This window comes from Devosia sp. (assembly GCF_014860165.1).
Classification (GTDB): Bacteria; Pseudomonadota; Alphaproteobacteria; order Rhizobiales; family Devosiaceae; genus Devosia.
Genome location: NZ_JACZKG010000042.1, coordinates 1 through 16,006, shown reverse-complemented (window position 1 = coordinate 16,006; position 16,006 = coordinate 1). Strand labels below are relative to the sequence as shown.

Below are 16,006 nucleotides of genomic sequence, written 5' to 3'. Positions count from 1 at the left end.
CTCTCCCTTCGGGGAGAGGTGAGCCCCCTACCCGCACCGCACCCGCAGCCGGGCCAGATCCGGCACCGAGACGTGCCGGTGGTTCTCGATTTCCACCACGCCGTCGGCCTTGAGCTTGGTCATCTGCCGGCTCACCGTTTCGATGGTCAGTCCGAGGAAATCGCCGATATCGCCACGACCGAGTGGCAGGTCGAAGGTGGTGACCTCCCCCGTGGGATCGATGTGGCTGGCGATCAGGTAGAGGAAGCTCGCAACCTTTTCGGCCGCCGTCTTGCGCCCCAGCGTCACCATCCAGTCGCGTGCTTCGTCGAGTTCGCGCAGAGTCTGCAGCATGACGCGATGCTCAAGCGCCGGATTCTCGCGGACCAGCGTTTCCATAGCCGCCTTGGGGACCAGGCAGAGGTCGACATCAGACGCCGCCTCCGCCGTCACCCGGCTTTCATTGGCAAACAGCCGCCCGAGCAGGTCGGGCGCAAATTGCAGCCCGACAACCTGCTGCCGTCCGTCTTCGAGGATCTTGGAGAGCTTGACCACGCCATGCAGCACGTTGCCGTAGCTGGTGATCGGCTCCGCGTCGGCCAGCAGCTCGTCGCCAGCATCGTGGTGCACGCGGCGGGTATGCCGCGACAGCGCCAGCAATTGCTCGGGCGTCAGCGCACCGCAAAAGCCCTGGTGACGGGCCTCGCAGCTCTGGCAGAGCACGGGAATGGGCGAATTATGGATGTCGTTACGGACGGGCTGCATGGCATGTCGTCTCCTGACACGGTCGATATAGGCCCGCCCGATCAAGCCTTTAAGCGGCACAACTGTCGCAGCGCCAACCTGCCGCAGTTAAGACCGGCACTTCGCTTGCCCAATCGTTCATGACTGGTCGTATCATCACGCTATCGGGGCCAAACATACCCCCACCCTTGATCCCTCCCCACAAGGGGGAGGGAGACGAAGGAACCGGGACGGCTGTGCTGGCGCCTCCCTCCCCTCGATGGGGAGGGAACGAGGGTGGGGTGACGGGAGCCACGAAGGCCAGAGCAAGAACTTCAGAATTGCGTCTTGACCTTACCATGATTGGAAGGTCTATGTGGGTGAGGACGAGGTGATTGAAATGAATGAACACGTCCATCCCAAGCCAGTTTCCATCGATATTGAGGGCATGACCTGTGCCTCCTGCGTGTTGCGGGTGGAGAAGTCCCTGCTCAAGGTGCCCGGCGTCACGTCGGCCTCGGTCAACCTGGCGACCGAGCGGGCCACGGTAGAAGTCAGCGATACGGACAATGTCGATGCCCTGTTCAAGGCCATCGAGAAGGCCGGCTACAAGGCCAGCAGGACGCCCGAGGCGCACCATCACGACCATGCCGGCCATCAGCATCACGACGAAGATGTCGCCATCCTGCGTCGCGACACCCTGATCGCCGCCGTGCTCACCCTGCCGCTCTTCGTGCTGGAGATGGGGAGCCATCTCTATGATCCCATGCACCATTGGCTCTTGGGCCTGGTCCCGCAACAGGCGCTCTATATCGGCTATTTCGTGCTGGCCAGCGTGGTGCTGTTCTGGCCCGGCTGGCGCTTCTTCAGAATTGGCTTTCCGGCCCTGTTCCACGGCGCGCCCGAAATGAATTCGCTGGTCGCGCTGGGCGCTGGCGCGGCCTATCTCTATTCGGTCGTGGTGACCTTCGCGCCGCAATTGCTGCCGGCGCAGACGCAATATGTCTATTACGAAGCGGCCACGGTCATCGTGACGCTGATCCTGGTCGGGCGCTGGCTCGAGGCCCTGGCCAAGGGCCGCACCGGCGAGGCCATCCAGCGCCTGGTGCGCGAGCAGGCCAAGACGGCCCGGGTGCGGCGCGACGGCGGCATTGTCGAACTGCCCATCGAAGAGGTCAAAGCCGGCGACATCATCGTCGTGCGTCCGGGCGACAAGGTCGCCGTGGATGGCGAGATCGTCGAGGGCGCCAGCCATCTCGATGAATCGATGATTTCGGGCGAGTCCCTCCCCGTCTCCAAGACGGTCGGCGCCACAGTTATTGGCGGCACGCTCAATATGTCGGGCAGCTTCAGCTTCCGCGCCACCAAGGTGGGCGGCGATACCATGCTGGCGCAGATCATTCGCATGGTCGAAGAAGCCCAGGGCGGCAAGCTGCCGATCCAGGGCGTGGTGGACCAGATCACCGCCTGGTTCGTCCCTGTTGTCATTGGGCTGGCCATCGTCACCTTCGGCATCTGGACCATCTGGGGGCCGGAGCCGGCCTATGTGTTCGGCCTCGTCAATGCGGTGGCCGTGCTGATCATCGCCTGCCCGTGTGCGATGGGCCTCGCCACCCCCACCTCGATCATGGTCGGCACGGGCCGCGCCGCCGAGATGGGCGTGCTGTTCCGCAAGAGTGAGGCGCTGCAGCAGCTGCGCGACGCCAAGGTCGTGGCCTTCGACAAGACCGGCACGCTGACCGCCGGCAAGCCCGAATTGACCGATCTCATCCTCGACGACGATTTCGAGCATGACGAGGTGCTGGCGCTGGTCGCCGCTGTCGAAGCCCGGTCCGAGCACCCTATTGCCGGCGCCATCGTCGCGGCGGCAGAAAAGGCCGGGCTGGCCCTGGGCACGGTCACCGATTTCCGGTCCGATGCCGGCAATGGCGTGACCGCACGCGTCGATGGACGGCTGGTTTCGGTCGGCTCACAGCGCCATCTGGGGCATCTGGATTTCTCGGACTTTGCCGAGGCCATCGAGAAACTCGCCGACGAGGGCAAGACCCCGGTCTTTGCCGCCATCGACGACAAGCTGGCCGCTGCCATTGTGGTGGCCGACACGATCAAGCCCTCCAGCAAAGCGGTGATCGCGGCGCTGCACGCGATGGGCCTCAAGACCGTGATGATCTCGGGCGATAACAGGCGCACTGCCGAAGCCATTGCCCGCCAGCTGGGCATTGACGAGGTGCGCGCCGAGGTGCTGCCGGCCGACAAGGTGGCTGTCCTCAAGGCGTTGCGGCAATTCGGCAAGGTTGCCTATGTCGGCGACGGCATCAACGACGCGCCGGCCCTGGCCGAAGCCGATATCGGCATTGCCGTGGGCACGGGCACCGATGCCGCCATCGAGAGCGCCGACGTGGTGCTGCTGGGCGGCGATCTCAAGGGCGTGCTCAATGCCTTGACCATCAGCCGGGCCACCATGAAGAACATCTGGGAAAACCTGTTCTGGGCCTTCGGCTACAATGTGCTGCTGATCCCGGTTGCCGCCGGCGTGCTCTATCCGGGTTTCGGCATCTTGCTCAATCCGATGATCGGCGCCGGGGCCATGGCCCTGAGCTCGATCTTCGTCGTCAGCAATGCGCAGCGCCTGCGCGGCGTCAAAGGAGTCTCCGCATGAATATCGGGCAGGCAGCCAACGCGTCGGGAGTCTCGGCCAAGATGATCCGCTATTACGAATCCATTGGCCTCATAAGGGCGCCGCTGCGCACTGACAGCAATTATCGCGTCTATCGCGAGGACGAGGTGCATGTGCTGCGCTTCGTCAAGCGGGCCCGCACGCTCGGCTTCTCGGTGGAGGAAACCGCCACCCTGCTTGGCCTGTGGCAGGACAAGACGCGCGCCAGCGCCGAAGTCAAGGATGTAGCGACCAGCCATATCACCGCACTCGAGACCAAGATCGCCGAACTGCAGTCCATGGTCAAAACCCTCAAGCACCTCGCCCATTGCTGCGGCGGCGACAACCGCCCCGATTGCCCCATTCTCGACGATCTCGCCGGGGAACACCCCATTTCTGGAGCACACTGACATGACCGAAAAGACCATTCTCTCCGTCAACGACATGACCTGCGGCCATTGCGTCGGCACCGTCCGCAAGGCGCTGGAAGAGGCGCTGCCAGGCGCCGAGATCTCGGTGGATCTGGCGACGCACAAGGTCGAGTTCACCGGCGACCGCGCCAAGGGCGAGGAAGCCATCCGCGAGGCCGGGTATACGCCCGAAGCGGCCTAGGGGGATGCCAATCGTTGCCCACCGCACGTCACCCTCGGGCTTGACCCGAGGGGTCTGCACTGCCTGCACGTTTTGGTAAGTGCAGTGCCCTAGGATCCGGCCCGAGGGTGACGATCGAGGACGGTGAGGCGATCACGTACTCCCCACAAAACAAAGGGCGCCCCGAGGGGCGCCCTTCGCATGTCCGTTCTTGTTTCGCCATTCGGGCACAGCCCTCATGGCCTTCTCGCCTCAAATCGCTCCACCGGAGCGATTTGCCCTGCGGGACGGCTCAAAGTCAGAACGGGCTTTCAGGATCGAGGAACTCGGCGGCGTTGTCCTTGGTGATGACGGTCGAGTCGAGAATGTAGCGGCCGGCCACCTGGATGCCGCCGGTGAAGTGCGAGGTGGTCAGCTCGATGGCGGTGGCGATCATGGCCGGGCTGTAGCTTACGTCGATCGGGGTCAGGGTGCTGCCTTCGGCCACGGCCTGCAGGATCTGCTGCATGCCGGCGCCGCCGACGATGAACATCTCGTCTTCACGGCCCGCCTGCTTGATGGCTTCGATGGCGCCCAGGGCGATGTCGTCGTCCTGCGCCCACACGCCCTTGATGTCGGGGAAGCGGGTCAGGAAGTCCTGCATCACCTTGAAGCCGTCATCGCGGTTCCAGTTGGCGAATTCGTCGTCGAGAACGGTGATGTTGCTGCCTTCGATGCCGGCCATGAAGGCGTCGAAACGCTGGGCATCGATCGGGATCGGCAGGCCGCGCAGGATGACGATGTTGCCACCGTCAGGCATGGCCTGCTTGAAGTATTCGGCCGAGTTGGCGCCGAGGCCCGGATTGTCGCCGGCGACGTAGAGGTTTTCCACGCCATCGATCGACAGCTGGCGATCGACGACGGTCACGAACTTGCCGGCATCCTTGACCTGCTTGATGGCCGAGGTCATCGCATCCGGATCGCCCGGCAGGATGACCAGGGCATCGATGCCGCGGGTGGAGACCATGTCCTCGATGTCGGCGATCTGCTTGGGCGCGTCGGGCGCCGAGGCAAAGACGAATTCGACATTCGGATAGGTGGTGCCGAGGCGTTCGATGGCCTGCTGGGCGAAGTAGTTGACGCCGCCCGTCCAGCCATGGTCGGCCGCCGGCACGGAAACGCCGATCGTCACCTTGTCGTCCTGGGCGACGGCGACGCCGCCGAGGCTGCCGGCAATAACCGCCGAAGCCAGAAGGGATTTCACCAGTTTCATTTTAGTCCTCCCGTAAGTGCCCTTGGATGGGCGATGTAAACTTGTGTCTCGACTAGCTGGTGCGGCGACCGCGCTGCAGCAGCACTGCCAGAATGATGATGACGCCCTGGAATGCCCCGTTGAGGTAGGGACTGATGAGGCTTTGCAGGTTGAGGATGTTGCCGATGAGCCCGAGGATCACCACGCCCACCACCGTGCCCCAGATGCGGCCATAGCCGCCCTTGAGCGTGGTGCCGCCGATGATCACGCCGGCAATGGCTTCGAGTTCCCAAAGCACGCCGGTGGTGCTCGAGGCCGAGCCGAGGCGCGGCACATAGAGCAGCACGGCGACGCCCACCAGCACGCCCTGCAGGATGTAGGTCAGCAGCCGCACGTTATCGACGTTGATCGAGGAGTAGCGGGCGACCTGCTCGTTGGAGCCGATGGCGGCGCAGTAGCGGCCGAAGGCGGTGTAGCGCATGACGATTTCGCCACCGATCGCGACCAGCGCGAAGACGATGATCGGCCACGGCACGCCCAGCAGGCCATCGTAATAGACGGGCCGATAGACGTCGGCGACTTCGAAGTTCAGCGACAGCGTGCCGCCATTGGCCAAGAACGTCACCAGCGAGCGGAAGATGCCCATGGTGCCCAGCGTGACGATGAAGGCCTCGATGCGGCCGCGGGTGATCATCAATCCGTTGAACACGCCCGCCACGCCACCGAGCAGGATGCCCGCCGCCATACCCGCCAGCACGACGCTCCAGCCGATGCCCATGGTCGGGATCAGCCAGTTCATCACCATGATCATGACGCCGGCGATGACCGCCGCCATCGAGCCGACGGACAGGTCGAGCCCGCCCGCGGTGATGACGAAAGTGGCGCCGATGGCGATGATGCCGATGAAGGATGAGCGTGCCAGCACGTTGGTCAGGTTGCTGTAGCTCATGAAATTTTCGTTGAGCGAGATGCCGAGCAGGACCAGCAGCGCCAGGGCCAGCAAGGGTCCGACGGTCTTGAGGTCGACGCGGAAGGCGCGCGCGGGTTTTGCGGCCGTATCAGGCGCTGATGCGGTCATGATGTTCACTCTGTTTGATGCCGGCGGCGTACCGCATGATTTCGGATTCGGTGATCTCGGCGCCTTCGAGCACGCCGGCGAGACGCCCCTCGCGCATGACCACCACGCGGTGGCTGAGGCCGATGACTTCCTGCATCTCCGAGGAGATCAGGATGATCGATTTGCCCTCGGCCGCCAGCGCTGCGATGATGTGATAAATCTGCTGCTTGGTGCCCACGTCGATGCCGCGCGTCGGCTCATCCATGATGATGATGTCGGGCTCGCTCTCCATGGTCTTGCCCAGCATCAGCTTCTGCTGGTTGCCGCCCGACAGGCGGCCCACGGCGACGGCGGCGTCGCGCGCCCTGATGTCGAAGCGCCGCACCGCGCGCTCCAGCGCCCTGGCCTCGCTCGAGCCATCGAGAAAACCGAACTTGAGGTGCTTGTTCAGCGTCAGCAGCGTCAGGTTGGGCCGCAGGCCCATATTGAGCAGCAGGCCTTTGCCCTTGCGATCCTTGGTCATGTAGGCGAGCCCGGCATCGACCGACTGGGCGACGCGGGCGAAATGAGCCGGCTTGCCATTGAGCGTGATGTCGCCGCCGCTGCGGTGGTTGAGACCAACCACGGCCTCGGCGACGGCCGTGCGGCCCGAACCGATCAGCCCGGCAAAGCCAAGGATTTCGCCCTTGCGCAAGTCAAAGGAAATGTCCCTGACGCCCTTGGCCACCAGGTTGTGTACGGCGAGCACCACCGGTGCATCCACGTCGGGTTCGTGCTTGGGCGGATAGAGGTTGCTGAGTTCCCGTCCCACCATCATCTGGGCAATGGAATCGGGCGTCAGCGCCTCGGTGCCGACGGTGGCGATCAACTGGCCATCGCGCAGCACGGTGACGCGATTGGCCAGTTCCATGATCTCATCGAGCTTGTGGGAAATGAAGATCACTGCCACGCCGCGCGCTGTGAGGCGGCGGATCTGTTCAAACAGAGTCTGGGTCTCGGCGACCGACAGCACGGCCGTCGGCTCGTCCATGATCAGCACCCGCGCATCGCGGCTGATGGCCTTGGCGATCTCGACCATCTGCTTGTCGGCGACCGAAAGCGTATTGATGCGCGCGTCGGGATCGACATGCACATGCAGCATTTCCATGAAGGCACGCGCCCGAGCGCGCATCTGCCTGAGGTCGAGGAAGCCGAAGCGCTTGATCTCGCGGCCGAGGAAAATCGACTCCGACACCGTCAGGTGTTCGGCGAGATTCTGCTCCTGGTGGATGAGCACGATGCCCATGGCTTCGGCGGCGCCATTGGGTGGCAGCACCACGGTCTGGCCGTCATAGCTGATCGAGCCCGAGGTCGGCTGCTCGATGCCGGAGAGAATCTTGATGAGGGTGGATTTGCCCGCGCCGTTCTCGCCGATAATGGCGTGCACCTCACCCGGGCAGATATCGAAATCGACGCTGAACAGCACCGGGATCTCGCCAAACGACTTCGATATCCTGTTGGCTGACAGGATGATCGGCGCAGGCGTGCCTTCGGCACTGGACATGTCTGAACCCCTCCCTGGACGCGGCGGGCTCACCCCGTCTCTTCGTCCCTTGGGCAGTCGATGTAAAGGTTTTCATGATTGATGTAAAGGTTTACACGATCCAAAATCTGTATAAGCGTAGGGACTAGGTCTGGCGCAACCCGCGCCTTCTGCTAAGGCATCGAACAGCGGGACGCCGAGCCGGATCGCGCGGGGCGGAGCGCCAATTGCAGCACCACAAGCTGGCCACCATCGAGGACGTTGCGGCGATCGCCGGCGTATCCATCGCCACGGTCAGCCGGGCTATCAACGAGCCGACCAAGGTTGCCGACGAAACGCGCCGCCGCGTCAACGAGGCCATCGCCCGCACCGGCTACACCACCAATGCCATGGCGCGCTCGCTGCGCATGCGCCGCTCCAACATGATCCTGATTCTGGCGCCCGATGTGGGCGACCCGAACTTCTCCAATATCCTGGTGGGGCTGGAGACCGAGGCCAGCAAGCGCGGCTATGGCGTGCTGATCGGCAATACGCAGAACGACGCCACGCGCGAAACCGACTATCTGCGCTTCATCAGTTCCAACCAGGCCGATGGCTTGATCCTGTTTACCGGCCACCTGCCCTATGGCTTTGGCAGCGAAGGCGGCGACTCACGCCTGCCACCTATAGTCGCCGTCAACGAGCCGGTGCCCGATAGTGACGTGCCGTTCGTCGGCGTCGACAATTTCGAGGGCGCGCGGGTCGCCACCGAGCACCTGATCTCGCAGGGCCACCGCCGCATCGCCTTTATCGGCCATTCCACCAGCAAGGCGGTCAACCAATTGCGCGAGCAGGGCTACCGCGCCGCGCTGCAAGGCGCAGGCCTCGCCGTCGATCCGCGCCTGATCCTGGATGGTGACGGCACGACGGAATCGGGTCGGGCCGCGACCGAGCAGATGTTCGTGCGCGATGTGCTGCCCACCGCCTTTTTCTGCGTCAATGACGCCACCGCGCTGGGCGTCATCATCTCGCTCAATGCCCGCAAATACGACCTGCCGCGGCAGTTCTCAGTGATGGGCTTTGACGACATTTCCTTTGCGAGCTTCGTCACCCCCTCGCTGACCACCATGAAGCAGCCTCGGCTCAAGATCGGCGAGGAGGCCATGGACCTGTTGCTGGCGCTGCTTGAAGGCAAGCCGCCGAGGCGGCCGGAAGTGCTGCTGCGGGCCGAGCTGATCGTGCGCAATTCGGTGAGCCGACCTGGGAGTGATCGATCATGACCGAAGACCGATCCGTGCTGCTGTTTTCCTATGGCACATTGCAGCTGCCTGAGGTGCAGATGGCCCAGTTCGGCCGACTGCTAGAGGGCAGCGACGACGCCCTGCCCGGCTATGCGCAAACGCTGGTCGAGATCACCGATCCTGATGTCATCGCCAAGAGCAGCCAGCGCTTCCACCCCATCGTGACGGAAACGGGCAACCCTGCCGACGCAGTCGCCGGCAAGGTGTTCGCCATCAGCGCGGCTGAACTTGCAGCGGCGGATGAATATGAAGTCGACGACTACAGGCGCGTGCTGGTGCGCCTCAAATCGGGTCGCGACGCCTGGGTCTATGTAAAGGCCTAGTGGCCCTCTTCACCTCTCCCTCTGGGGAGCGCTCCACCAGAAGGGGCGGGTGGGTGCCTTCCTCAACACCCGGTCCAAAAAGGCCCCCTCACCCGTCTGCCACGCCGCCGACCACTCCCCCAAAGGAGAAGTGAGGCGTTCACAACCCCTTTTTGGCCAGCCACGCCTGCATCCAGGCGATTTCCTCTTCCTGGGCCGCGATCACGGCCTCGGCCAGCGCCTTCACCTCCGGGTCCTGCCCATGCTCGAGCACGGTCCGCGCCATGGCCACGGCGCCCTGGTGATGCGGGATCATGCTGCGGATGAAGTCCACGTCGGCATCGCCGCTGAACTCGATATCCATATCCATGTGCATCTGGGCATTGGCGGCCATGTAGGCCTCGGTGGCCGCGCTCCCCGCTCCAGCGGCTCCGTGGTCCATATGCTCCTGGGCCAAAACCGGGGTGCCGAGAGCAAGAACGATGGCGGAAACGAGCAGTAGGGTCTTCATGGCAGAAACTCCGTTCTAGGCTAATGGCGGAACCTTGCCAGTTTCCCCGATGGGAAGGTCAAGCGCGTTGACACTGGCCCTTCGGATTTGTTACTTAATACCATGCTTAACCAACCATCCAATCTTGACCTGATGTTCCAGGCGCTTGCCGATCCGACGCGGAGGGCGATGATCGACCGCCTCAGCCGCGGCCCGGCTTCGGTCAGCGAACTGGCAAAGCCCTTTGCCATGTCCCTGCCCGCCGTGGTGCAGCACCTGCAGGCGCTGGAGCATTCGGGGCTCGTCTCCTCGCAGAAGGTGGGCCGTGTCCGCACCGTGCAGATCCAGCCCGAAGCGCTCAGCCTTGCCGAGCAATGGCTCAATGATCGGCGCACCGCCTGGGTCAAGCGGCTCGACCGGCTGGGTGACTTCCTCGCTGAGACCGCGGACGAGCCGGAGACCAGGACGTGACAACCCGCAGCATCACCCATGGCAGCTTCACGCTGGAACGCCGCTGGAAGACCACGCCGGCCCGCGTCTACAAGGCGCTGAGCGACGAGGCGACCAAGCAGAAATGGTTCAATCCTCCCGAGACCTGGGGCAAGGACGAGCACCATCTGGATTTCCGTGTCGGCGGCATTGAGACCAGTGTGGGCGGGCCGCCCGGCGGCGCCGTGCACAAGTTCAAGGCGATCTACCAGGACATCGTGCCCAACGAGCGCATCATCTACACCTATGACATGCATCTGGACGACGTGCGCATCTCGGTGTCGCTGACCAGCTTCGAAATCCGGCCGGATGGCGACCACACCATCCTCGTGATGACCGAGCACGGCGCCTTTCTCGATGGCTTTGCCGGCGACGGCAACGAGATCCGCCGACAGGGCACCGCGCAGTTGCTGGAGCAGCTTGGCGCGTTTCTGGTGCGCGAAGGCGCGAATTGATTCAGCGCCCGGCGTCGCAGTCGACACCCTCCCCCTTGCAGGGAGGGATCACGGGTGGGGGATGTTTAGCCCGGATATCCGGGCCAACCCACACCCAATCCCAACCTCCCCCGTCACGGGGGAGGTGCCGCTCAGTGGATGCGGAATTATCCGGATTTACTTCTCCGCCTTCAGTCGCTCCAAAATCTCGTCGAACTTGACCATGGAGACATTGGCGCCCCATTCCATGCCGGTCTCCACGATGGCGTCGCGGGTGGCGATGGAGTCGACATTGCTGACCGAGCGGTAAAACGTCTTGCCGTCACGCTCCTCGAAATGGTGCTCCTCGTAGAATCGGGCATCTTCCTCGAACTGGCCTTCGACGACGAAGGTGTTGCGGATCATGGTCTTGGGCTCGACCGCCAGGTAGGTGCCGAACATCACCCACAGTGTGCCGTCGGGCGAGATGCCCTCGATGCGCCATTTTCCGCCGGTGCGCACGTCGTATTCGATCACCTCATTGTTGCCGAACCCCCACCAAAGGGCGACGTGCTCTTTCTCGGTCCACACCTTCCACACCAGGTCCAGCGGCGCATCGAAGGTGCGCGACATGATGATGAGGGGTTCGTCGGCGGGCAGCTCGGTCTTGAAGGGATTGGGGAAGGTCTGGGCGTCCATGTCTCGTCTCCTTGTCAGTTCTTCGTCCTGGTTTGCGGGGTCTGCAGTTTGGTGAGGTAGGCGTCGAGCTGATCGAGGTTCTGTTCCCAGAACTTGCGGTAGAATTCGACCAGGGCGGCCACGTCGCGCATGGGCGCGGCCTCAAGCTTGCAGGGGCGCCACTGCGCCTGCCTGCCCCGGCTGACCAGGCCTGCGCCTTCGAGCACCTTGATGTGCTTGGAGACGGCGGCCAGCGTCATGTCGAAGGGTTCGGCCAGTTCGTTCACGCTGGCGTCGCCCTGGGACAGCCGGGCGAGGATGGCCCGGCGTGTCGGGTCGACAAGGGCAGCGAGCGTGGTGCTCAATGGGTCGGCCATCTATATTCAACCGTTTTGTATAATACTAAATGGTTGAATAATGCGATCGAGCTGGCTTGTCAACACCTTCCTGCTCGGGCAAGAAACCGGCATGAAGACCATCCTCATCGTGGGCATCGGCACCGGCAATCCCGAGCATCTGACGGTGCAGGCCATCAATGCGCTCAACCGCGCCGATACACTGTTCATTCCCGACAAGGGCGCCGCCAAAGCCGACCTGGCTGACCTGCGCCGCGATATCGTCGCCCGCTATGTCACCAATCCCGCCAGCCGCACCGTGGAATACGCGGTGCCCAAGCGCGATGCCGCCAATCCCGACTACGGTGCCGGCGTCGATGACTGGCACGCCGCCCTGGCGCAGCGCTTCGAATCACTGCTGGCGGAAGTGCCCGACCACGGCGCCTGCGCCTTCCTGGTCTGGGGCGATCCGGGCCTTTACGATTCGACCATCCGCATCATCGAGCGGCTGGGCGATCGCTTCGCTGTCGAGATTATCCCCGGCATAACGGCCATCCAGGCGCTCACGGCCGCGCATGGCATCGCCCTCAACCGGATCGGCGAGCCGGTCCACATCACCACCGGCCGCCGCCTTGGTCCGGTGCTGGACGATACCATCGTCATGCTCGATGGCCAGACCGCCTTCATGACGGCCGATCCCGGGCTCGACATCTTCTGGGGCGCCTATCTCGGCACGCCGGACGAAATCACCATTGCGGGCAGGCTGGGCGAGGTGCGCGACCGAATCGTCGAGACCCGCAAGGCCGCGCGGGAGCGGCATGGCTGGATCATGGATACGTATCTGCTGCGGAAGCGCGACGCGGAGTGAGACATCGCGGCTGTTCCCCCCGCGCGCCCAATCCGCTAAACCCCTTCCATGTCTATCGCCCTGCCCATTGCCGGCGCGCGCCGCGGTGCCTGTCCGTCGCTCGATGCTCCCATGCAGACCGGAGACGGCCTGCTGGCCCGCCTGCGGGTTGCTGGCGGCCGGCTGACGCCGGCTGCGCTGGGGAAACTGGCCAGTATTGCCGGCAGTTTCGGCAATGGCGCGATTGAAATTACCGCGCGCGGCAACCTGCAGGTTCGCGGCCTCCGGGCAGCCGGAACTGCGCCGTTTGCCCGCGCTGTCGAGGCCGTGGTGGGCATCGAACGCGGCCTTGTGGTCGAGACACCGCCGCTCGCGGGCAGCGACCCCTATGAGGTGCTCGATCCGCGGCCGCTGGCCCGCACGATCCGCGATGGCTCGGCCGCACTGGCGCCGCGCCTGGGCCCCAAGGTCACCGTCATTGTCGACGGCAATGGACAGCTCAACCTGGCCGATCTGAAGACCGATATCAGGCTGGTCGCCATGGCCGGGGGCGGTTGGACCATCACTGCTGGCAGGCACTATTTCGGCGCCACCGCCCAGCCGGCGCAGGCGGCCCTGGCCGTGCTGTCGCTGCTGGCCAGCCATGGCCCGGACGCCCGCGCCACGGACCTGGATCATATCCAACTGCTTGCCGCGCTGGGCCATCTCTGCACCGACGCACCGGCACCGCTGCAGCCGGGTACCACCCCCATTGGCCGGCTCGATCTCAAGACCACTGGTGTCGTGGGCCTGGGCCTGCCCTTCGGTGCCAGCCCGTTCCGGGCGCTGGTCGACCTGGCCGCCATGGCGCCGCGCCACGGCGTCACCGAGTTCCGGCTTGCGCCACACCATGCGCTGCTGGCCATCGGCGCCGATTCACGGCTGATCGAGGATCTGACCGACAGCGATTTCATCATCGATCCGGCCGATCCGCGCCGCCGCATCAGCGCCTGCATCGGCAGCGCTGGCTGTGGCTCAGGGCATATTGCAGCGCGCCAGGTTGCCAACCGCCTGGCCGGGATCATGGACCATCACGCTGACCTGCATGTGGCGGGCTGCGCAAAGGGCTGCGCGCATCCGCGCCGCGCCGCATTGACGCTAGTCGGCCGGCCCGATGGATACGGCCTTGTCATATCGGGAACGGCGGGCGATACGCCCGTCACCGTGCTCCGCGCGGACCAGCTCGAGATCGCGCTCGGCGCCGCGGCGCAAGGATGACGATGCCCCACTACGACTACATCAAGGATGGCGACGAGATTTACCGCCAGTCCTTCGCCATCATCCGTGGCGAGGCCGATCTGGCCCGCTTTTCACCCGATGAAGCCGAAGTCGCCATCCGCATGATCCATGCCGCCGGCTCGGTCGAGGCAGCGCGGCATTTCGAATTCGGCCCGGGCTTTGTCGCAACCGCCAAGGCTGCGCTGGCAGCCGGGGCGCCGATCTTCTGCGATGCCGAAATGGTCGCGCGCGGCGTCACCGCCGCCCGCCTGCCATCAGGCAACGAGGTCATCTGCACGCTGCGCGACCCCGCGACGCCGGCGATTGCCGCCGAGATCGGCAATACCCGCTCGGCCGCCGCCCTGCGCCTCTGGCTGCCGCGCCTGGCCGGGTCCGTTGTGGCCATCGGCAATGCCCCCACCGCGCTGTTCTTCCTGCTCGAACTGCTGCGCGATGGCGCGCCCAGGCCCGCGGCCATCCTTGGCATGCCGGTCGGCTTTGTCGGCGCCGCAGAGTCCAAGGCGGCTCTATCGGAAAACACCTACGGCGTCCCGTATGCCATAGTGCGTGGCCGCCTGGGTGGCTCGGCGATGACCGCAGCCGCCCTCAATGCGCTGGCGAGGCCGGGCATATGATCGGCAAGCTTATCGGCGTAGGGACTGGCCCGGGCGATCCGGAACTGCTGACGATCAAGGCGGCGCGCGCCATCGAGAACGCCGATGTGGTCGCCTATTTCGCCAAGCTGGGCAATGCCAGCAATGCGCGCGGCATCGTGGCCGATCTCATCACCACGCAGATCGAGGAACAGCTCGGCTATCCCGTCACGACCGAGATCGATCGCCGCCACGACGACTACAAGGCCGCTACATCGGCCTTCTACGCCGAGGCCGCCAATCGTGTCGCCGACCATCTCGACGCCGGCCGCACCGTTGCCGTGCTGAGCGAGGGCGACCCGCTGTTCTATGGCAGCTACATGCACATCCATGTCCGGCTCGCCAGCCGCTATCCCACCGAGGTCATTCCCGGCATTACCGCCATGTCCGGCTGCTGGTCGGCTGCCGGCCTGCCGCTGGTGCAGGGCGACGATATTCTCTCGGTGCTTCCCGGTACGTTGGACGAGGTCGATCTCCGTGCGCGCCTCGAAGGCACCGATGGCGCCGTCATCATGAAGGTCGGCCGCAACCTGCCCAAGATCCGGCGCGCGCTGGAACTGGCCGGGCGGCTTGATAGTGCGGTCTATGTCGAGCGCGGCACGATGGCCAATGGTCACTCCATGCGCCTCATCGACAAGGCTGACGACGTGGCGCCCTATTTCGCCATCGTCCTGGTGCCTGGCTGGAGCACGCGGCCATGACCGGCCGGCTCGTTGTGGTCGGCACCGGCCCAGGCAACCCCGAGCAGACCACGCCCGAGGCGCTGGCGGCCATCGAGGCCTCACATGTATTCTTCGGCTACGGCCCGTATCTCGACCGCCTGACCCTGCGTCCCGACCAGCGTCGCGTGGCCTCGGACAATCGCGAGGAGCTTGCTCGCGCCAAGGATGCGCTGCATACCGCCGCCTCGGGCGAACAGGTCTGCGTGGTTTCGGGTGGCGACCCCGGCGTCTTCGCCATGGCCGCAGCAATCCTTGAAGCGCTCGAAGCCGGCCCACCGGCCTGGCGCGCTGTCGACCTCACCATCGTCCCCGGCGTCACTGCCATGCTGGCGGTGGCGGCGCGCGCCGGGGCACCGCTCGGCCACGATTTCTGCGCCATTTCGCTGTCGGACAATCTCAAGCCCTGGACCGTCATCGAAGCCCGCCTGCGCGCCGTGGCCACGGCCGGGCTGGTGATCGCGCTCTACAACCCCATCAGCAAGGCCCGGCCCTGGCAGCTGGGCACTGCTTTTGCCCTCCTGCGCGAAGTGCTGCCGTGGTCGACGCCGGTCATTTTCGGCCGCGCCGCCGGCCGGCCTGACGAGGCCATCACCATCATGACACTGGCCGAGGCCGACCCTGCCAAAGCCGACATGGCGACCTGCGTCATCATCGGCTCGCCCGAGACCCGGGTGATCACCCGCGATGGCCTGCCGCCGCTGGTCTATTCGCCGCGTGGAGCCAGATCGTGAGAGGCCTATACTCTTTCGCCTCCCTCCCCCTTGAGGGGAGGGACCGAGGG

The 16,006-nt window shown here is 64.7% G+C and carries 19 protein-coding genes; 12 read left to right on the top strand and 7 right to left on the bottom strand.

Annotated elements, in window-relative coordinates; all coding sequences use genetic code 11:
• Window positions 1-27: 27 nt before the first annotated feature.
• Window positions 28-744, bottom strand: coding sequence for a Crp/Fnr family transcriptional regulator (locus IH615_RS09470; protein WP_291361623.1), 717 nt, complete (start codon window positions 742-744; stop codon window positions 28-30).
• A gap of 358 nt (window positions 745-1,102) precedes the next feature.
• Here IH615_RS09470 and IH615_RS09465 point away from each other — a divergent pair, with 358 nt between their 5' ends.
• Genes IH615_RS09465 through IH615_RS09455 form a run of 3 tightly spaced genes read left to right on the top strand, consistent with a single transcriptional unit; the run spans window position 1,103 to window position 3,970 of the window.
• Window positions 1,103-3,361, top strand: coding sequence for a heavy metal translocating P-type ATPase (locus IH615_RS09465; protein ID WP_291361622.1), 2,259 nt, complete (start codon window positions 1,103-1,105; stop codon window positions 3,359-3,361).
• The gene (cueR, locus tag IH615_RS09460) at window positions 3,358-3,768 is read left to right on the top strand and encodes a Cu(I)-responsive transcriptional regulator (protein ID WP_291361621.1); all 411 of its coding nucleotides are present in this window, start codon (window positions 3,358-3,360) and stop codon (window positions 3,766-3,768) included. Before IH615_RS09465 ends, cueR begins: the two co-directional genes overlap by 4 nt.
• Before the next feature lies 1 nt (window position 3,769).
• Entirely contained in the window at window positions 3,770-3,970 is a 201-nt protein-coding gene (locus IH615_RS09455; protein WP_291361620.1) for a heavy-metal-associated domain-containing protein, read from the top strand.
• A gap of 277 nt (window positions 3,971-4,247) precedes the next feature.
• Here the strand turns inward: IH615_RS09455 and IH615_RS09450 are convergent, their stop codons facing one another.
• From IH615_RS09450 to IH615_RS09440, 3 genes are read right to left on the bottom strand one after another with little or no spacing between them, the layout of a single operon-like run.
• A complete protein-coding gene (locus IH615_RS09450) occupies window positions 4,248-5,201 on the bottom strand; it encodes a substrate-binding domain-containing protein (RefSeq protein ID WP_291361619.1) in 954 nt (317 codons plus the stop codon).
• A gap of 52 nt (window positions 5,202-5,253) precedes the next feature.
• Window positions 5,254-6,258, bottom strand: coding sequence for an ABC transporter permease (locus tag IH615_RS09445; RefSeq protein ID WP_291361618.1), 1,005 nt, complete (start codon window positions 6,256-6,258; stop codon window positions 5,254-5,256).
• Window positions 6,239-7,780 carry a sugar ABC transporter ATP-binding protein gene (locus IH615_RS09440; RefSeq protein WP_291361617.1) on the bottom strand — a complete coding sequence of 514 codons (1,542 nt, stop codon included), beginning with the start codon at window positions 7,778-7,780 and terminating at the stop codon, window positions 6,239-6,241. The genes IH615_RS09445 and IH615_RS09440 overlap by 20 nt, the downstream gene beginning before the upstream one ends.
• 206 nt (window positions 7,781-7,986) lie before the next feature.
• Between IH615_RS09440 and IH615_RS09435 the strand changes: the two genes are divergently transcribed.
• Window positions 7,987-9,018, top strand: coding sequence for a LacI family DNA-binding transcriptional regulator (locus IH615_RS09435; protein ID WP_291361616.1), 1,032 nt, complete (start codon window positions 7,987-7,989; stop codon window positions 9,016-9,018).
• Window positions 9,015-9,362 carry a gamma-glutamylcyclotransferase family protein gene (locus IH615_RS09430; protein WP_291361615.1) on the top strand — a complete coding sequence of 116 codons (348 nt, stop codon included), beginning with the start codon at window positions 9,015-9,017 and terminating at the stop codon, window positions 9,360-9,362. Before IH615_RS09435 ends, IH615_RS09430 begins: the two co-directional genes overlap by 4 nt.
• A 139-nt stretch (window positions 9,363-9,501) precedes the next feature.
• Here the strand turns inward: IH615_RS09430 and IH615_RS09425 are convergent, their stop codons facing one another.
• The gene (locus IH615_RS09425) at window positions 9,502-9,852 is read right to left on the bottom strand and encodes a DUF305 domain-containing protein (RefSeq protein ID WP_291361614.1); all 351 of its coding nucleotides are present in this window, start codon (window positions 9,850-9,852) and stop codon (window positions 9,502-9,504) included.
• 102 nt (window positions 9,853-9,954) lie between these two features.
• Here IH615_RS09425 and IH615_RS09420 point away from each other — a divergent pair, with 102 nt between their 5' ends.
• Both IH615_RS09420 and IH615_RS09415 read left to right on the top strand, forming a co-directional pair.
• Window positions 9,955-10,302 (top strand): metalloregulator ArsR/SmtB family transcription factor, encoded by a 348-nt coding sequence (locus tag IH615_RS09420; RefSeq protein ID WP_291361613.1) that lies wholly within the window; start codon window positions 9,955-9,957, stop codon window positions 10,300-10,302.
• A complete protein-coding gene (locus IH615_RS09415; RefSeq protein WP_291361612.1) occupies window positions 10,299-10,775 on the top strand; it encodes an SRPBCC family protein in 477 nt (158 codons plus the stop codon). The genes IH615_RS09420 and IH615_RS09415 overlap by 4 nt, the downstream gene beginning before the upstream one ends.
• Before the next feature lie 156 nt (window positions 10,776-10,931).
• Here IH615_RS09415 and IH615_RS09410 read toward each other — a convergent pair whose 3' ends face one another.
• Window positions 10,932-11,432, bottom strand: coding sequence for an SRPBCC domain-containing protein (locus tag IH615_RS09410; RefSeq protein WP_291361611.1), 501 nt, complete (start codon window positions 11,430-11,432; stop codon window positions 10,932-10,934).
• A gap of 14 nt (window positions 11,433-11,446) precedes the next feature.
• Window positions 11,447-11,788 carry a metalloregulator ArsR/SmtB family transcription factor gene (locus tag IH615_RS09405; RefSeq protein WP_291361610.1) on the bottom strand — a complete coding sequence of 114 codons (342 nt, stop codon included), beginning with the start codon at window positions 11,786-11,788 and terminating at the stop codon, window positions 11,447-11,449.
• A gap of 91 nt (window positions 11,789-11,879) precedes the next feature.
• Between IH615_RS09405 and cobF the strand changes: the two genes are divergently transcribed.
• The 5 genes from cobF to IH615_RS09380 are packed head-to-tail and all read left to right on the top strand — an operon-like array spanning window position 11,880 to window position 15,956.
• On the top strand, window positions 11,880-12,614 hold the full coding sequence (cobF, locus tag IH615_RS09400; RefSeq protein ID WP_291361609.1) for a precorrin-6A synthase (deacetylating): 735 nt from the start codon (window positions 11,880-11,882) through the stop codon (window positions 12,612-12,614).
• A 48-nt stretch (window positions 12,615-12,662) separates the two neighbouring features.
• Window positions 12,663-13,850, top strand: a complete 1,188-nt coding sequence (gene cobG, locus IH615_RS09395; protein ID WP_291361608.1) for a precorrin-3B synthase — start codon at window positions 12,663-12,665, stop codon at window positions 13,848-13,850.
• Window positions 13,851-13,852: 2 nt separating this feature from the next.
• A complete protein-coding gene (locus IH615_RS09390; protein WP_291361649.1) occupies window positions 13,853-14,485 on the top strand; it encodes a precorrin-8X methylmutase in 633 nt (210 codons plus the stop codon).
• Window positions 14,482-15,204 carry a precorrin-2 C(20)-methyltransferase gene (locus tag IH615_RS09385; RefSeq protein WP_291361607.1) on the top strand — a complete coding sequence of 241 codons (723 nt, stop codon included), beginning with the start codon at window positions 14,482-14,484 and terminating at the stop codon, window positions 15,202-15,204. Before IH615_RS09390 ends, IH615_RS09385 begins: the two co-directional genes overlap by 4 nt.
• Entirely contained in the window at window positions 15,201-15,956 is a 756-nt protein-coding gene (locus tag IH615_RS09380; protein ID WP_291361606.1) for a precorrin-3B C(17)-methyltransferase, read from the top strand. The genes IH615_RS09385 and IH615_RS09380 overlap by 4 nt, the downstream gene beginning before the upstream one ends.
• Window positions 15,957-16,006 lie beyond the last annotated feature (50 nt).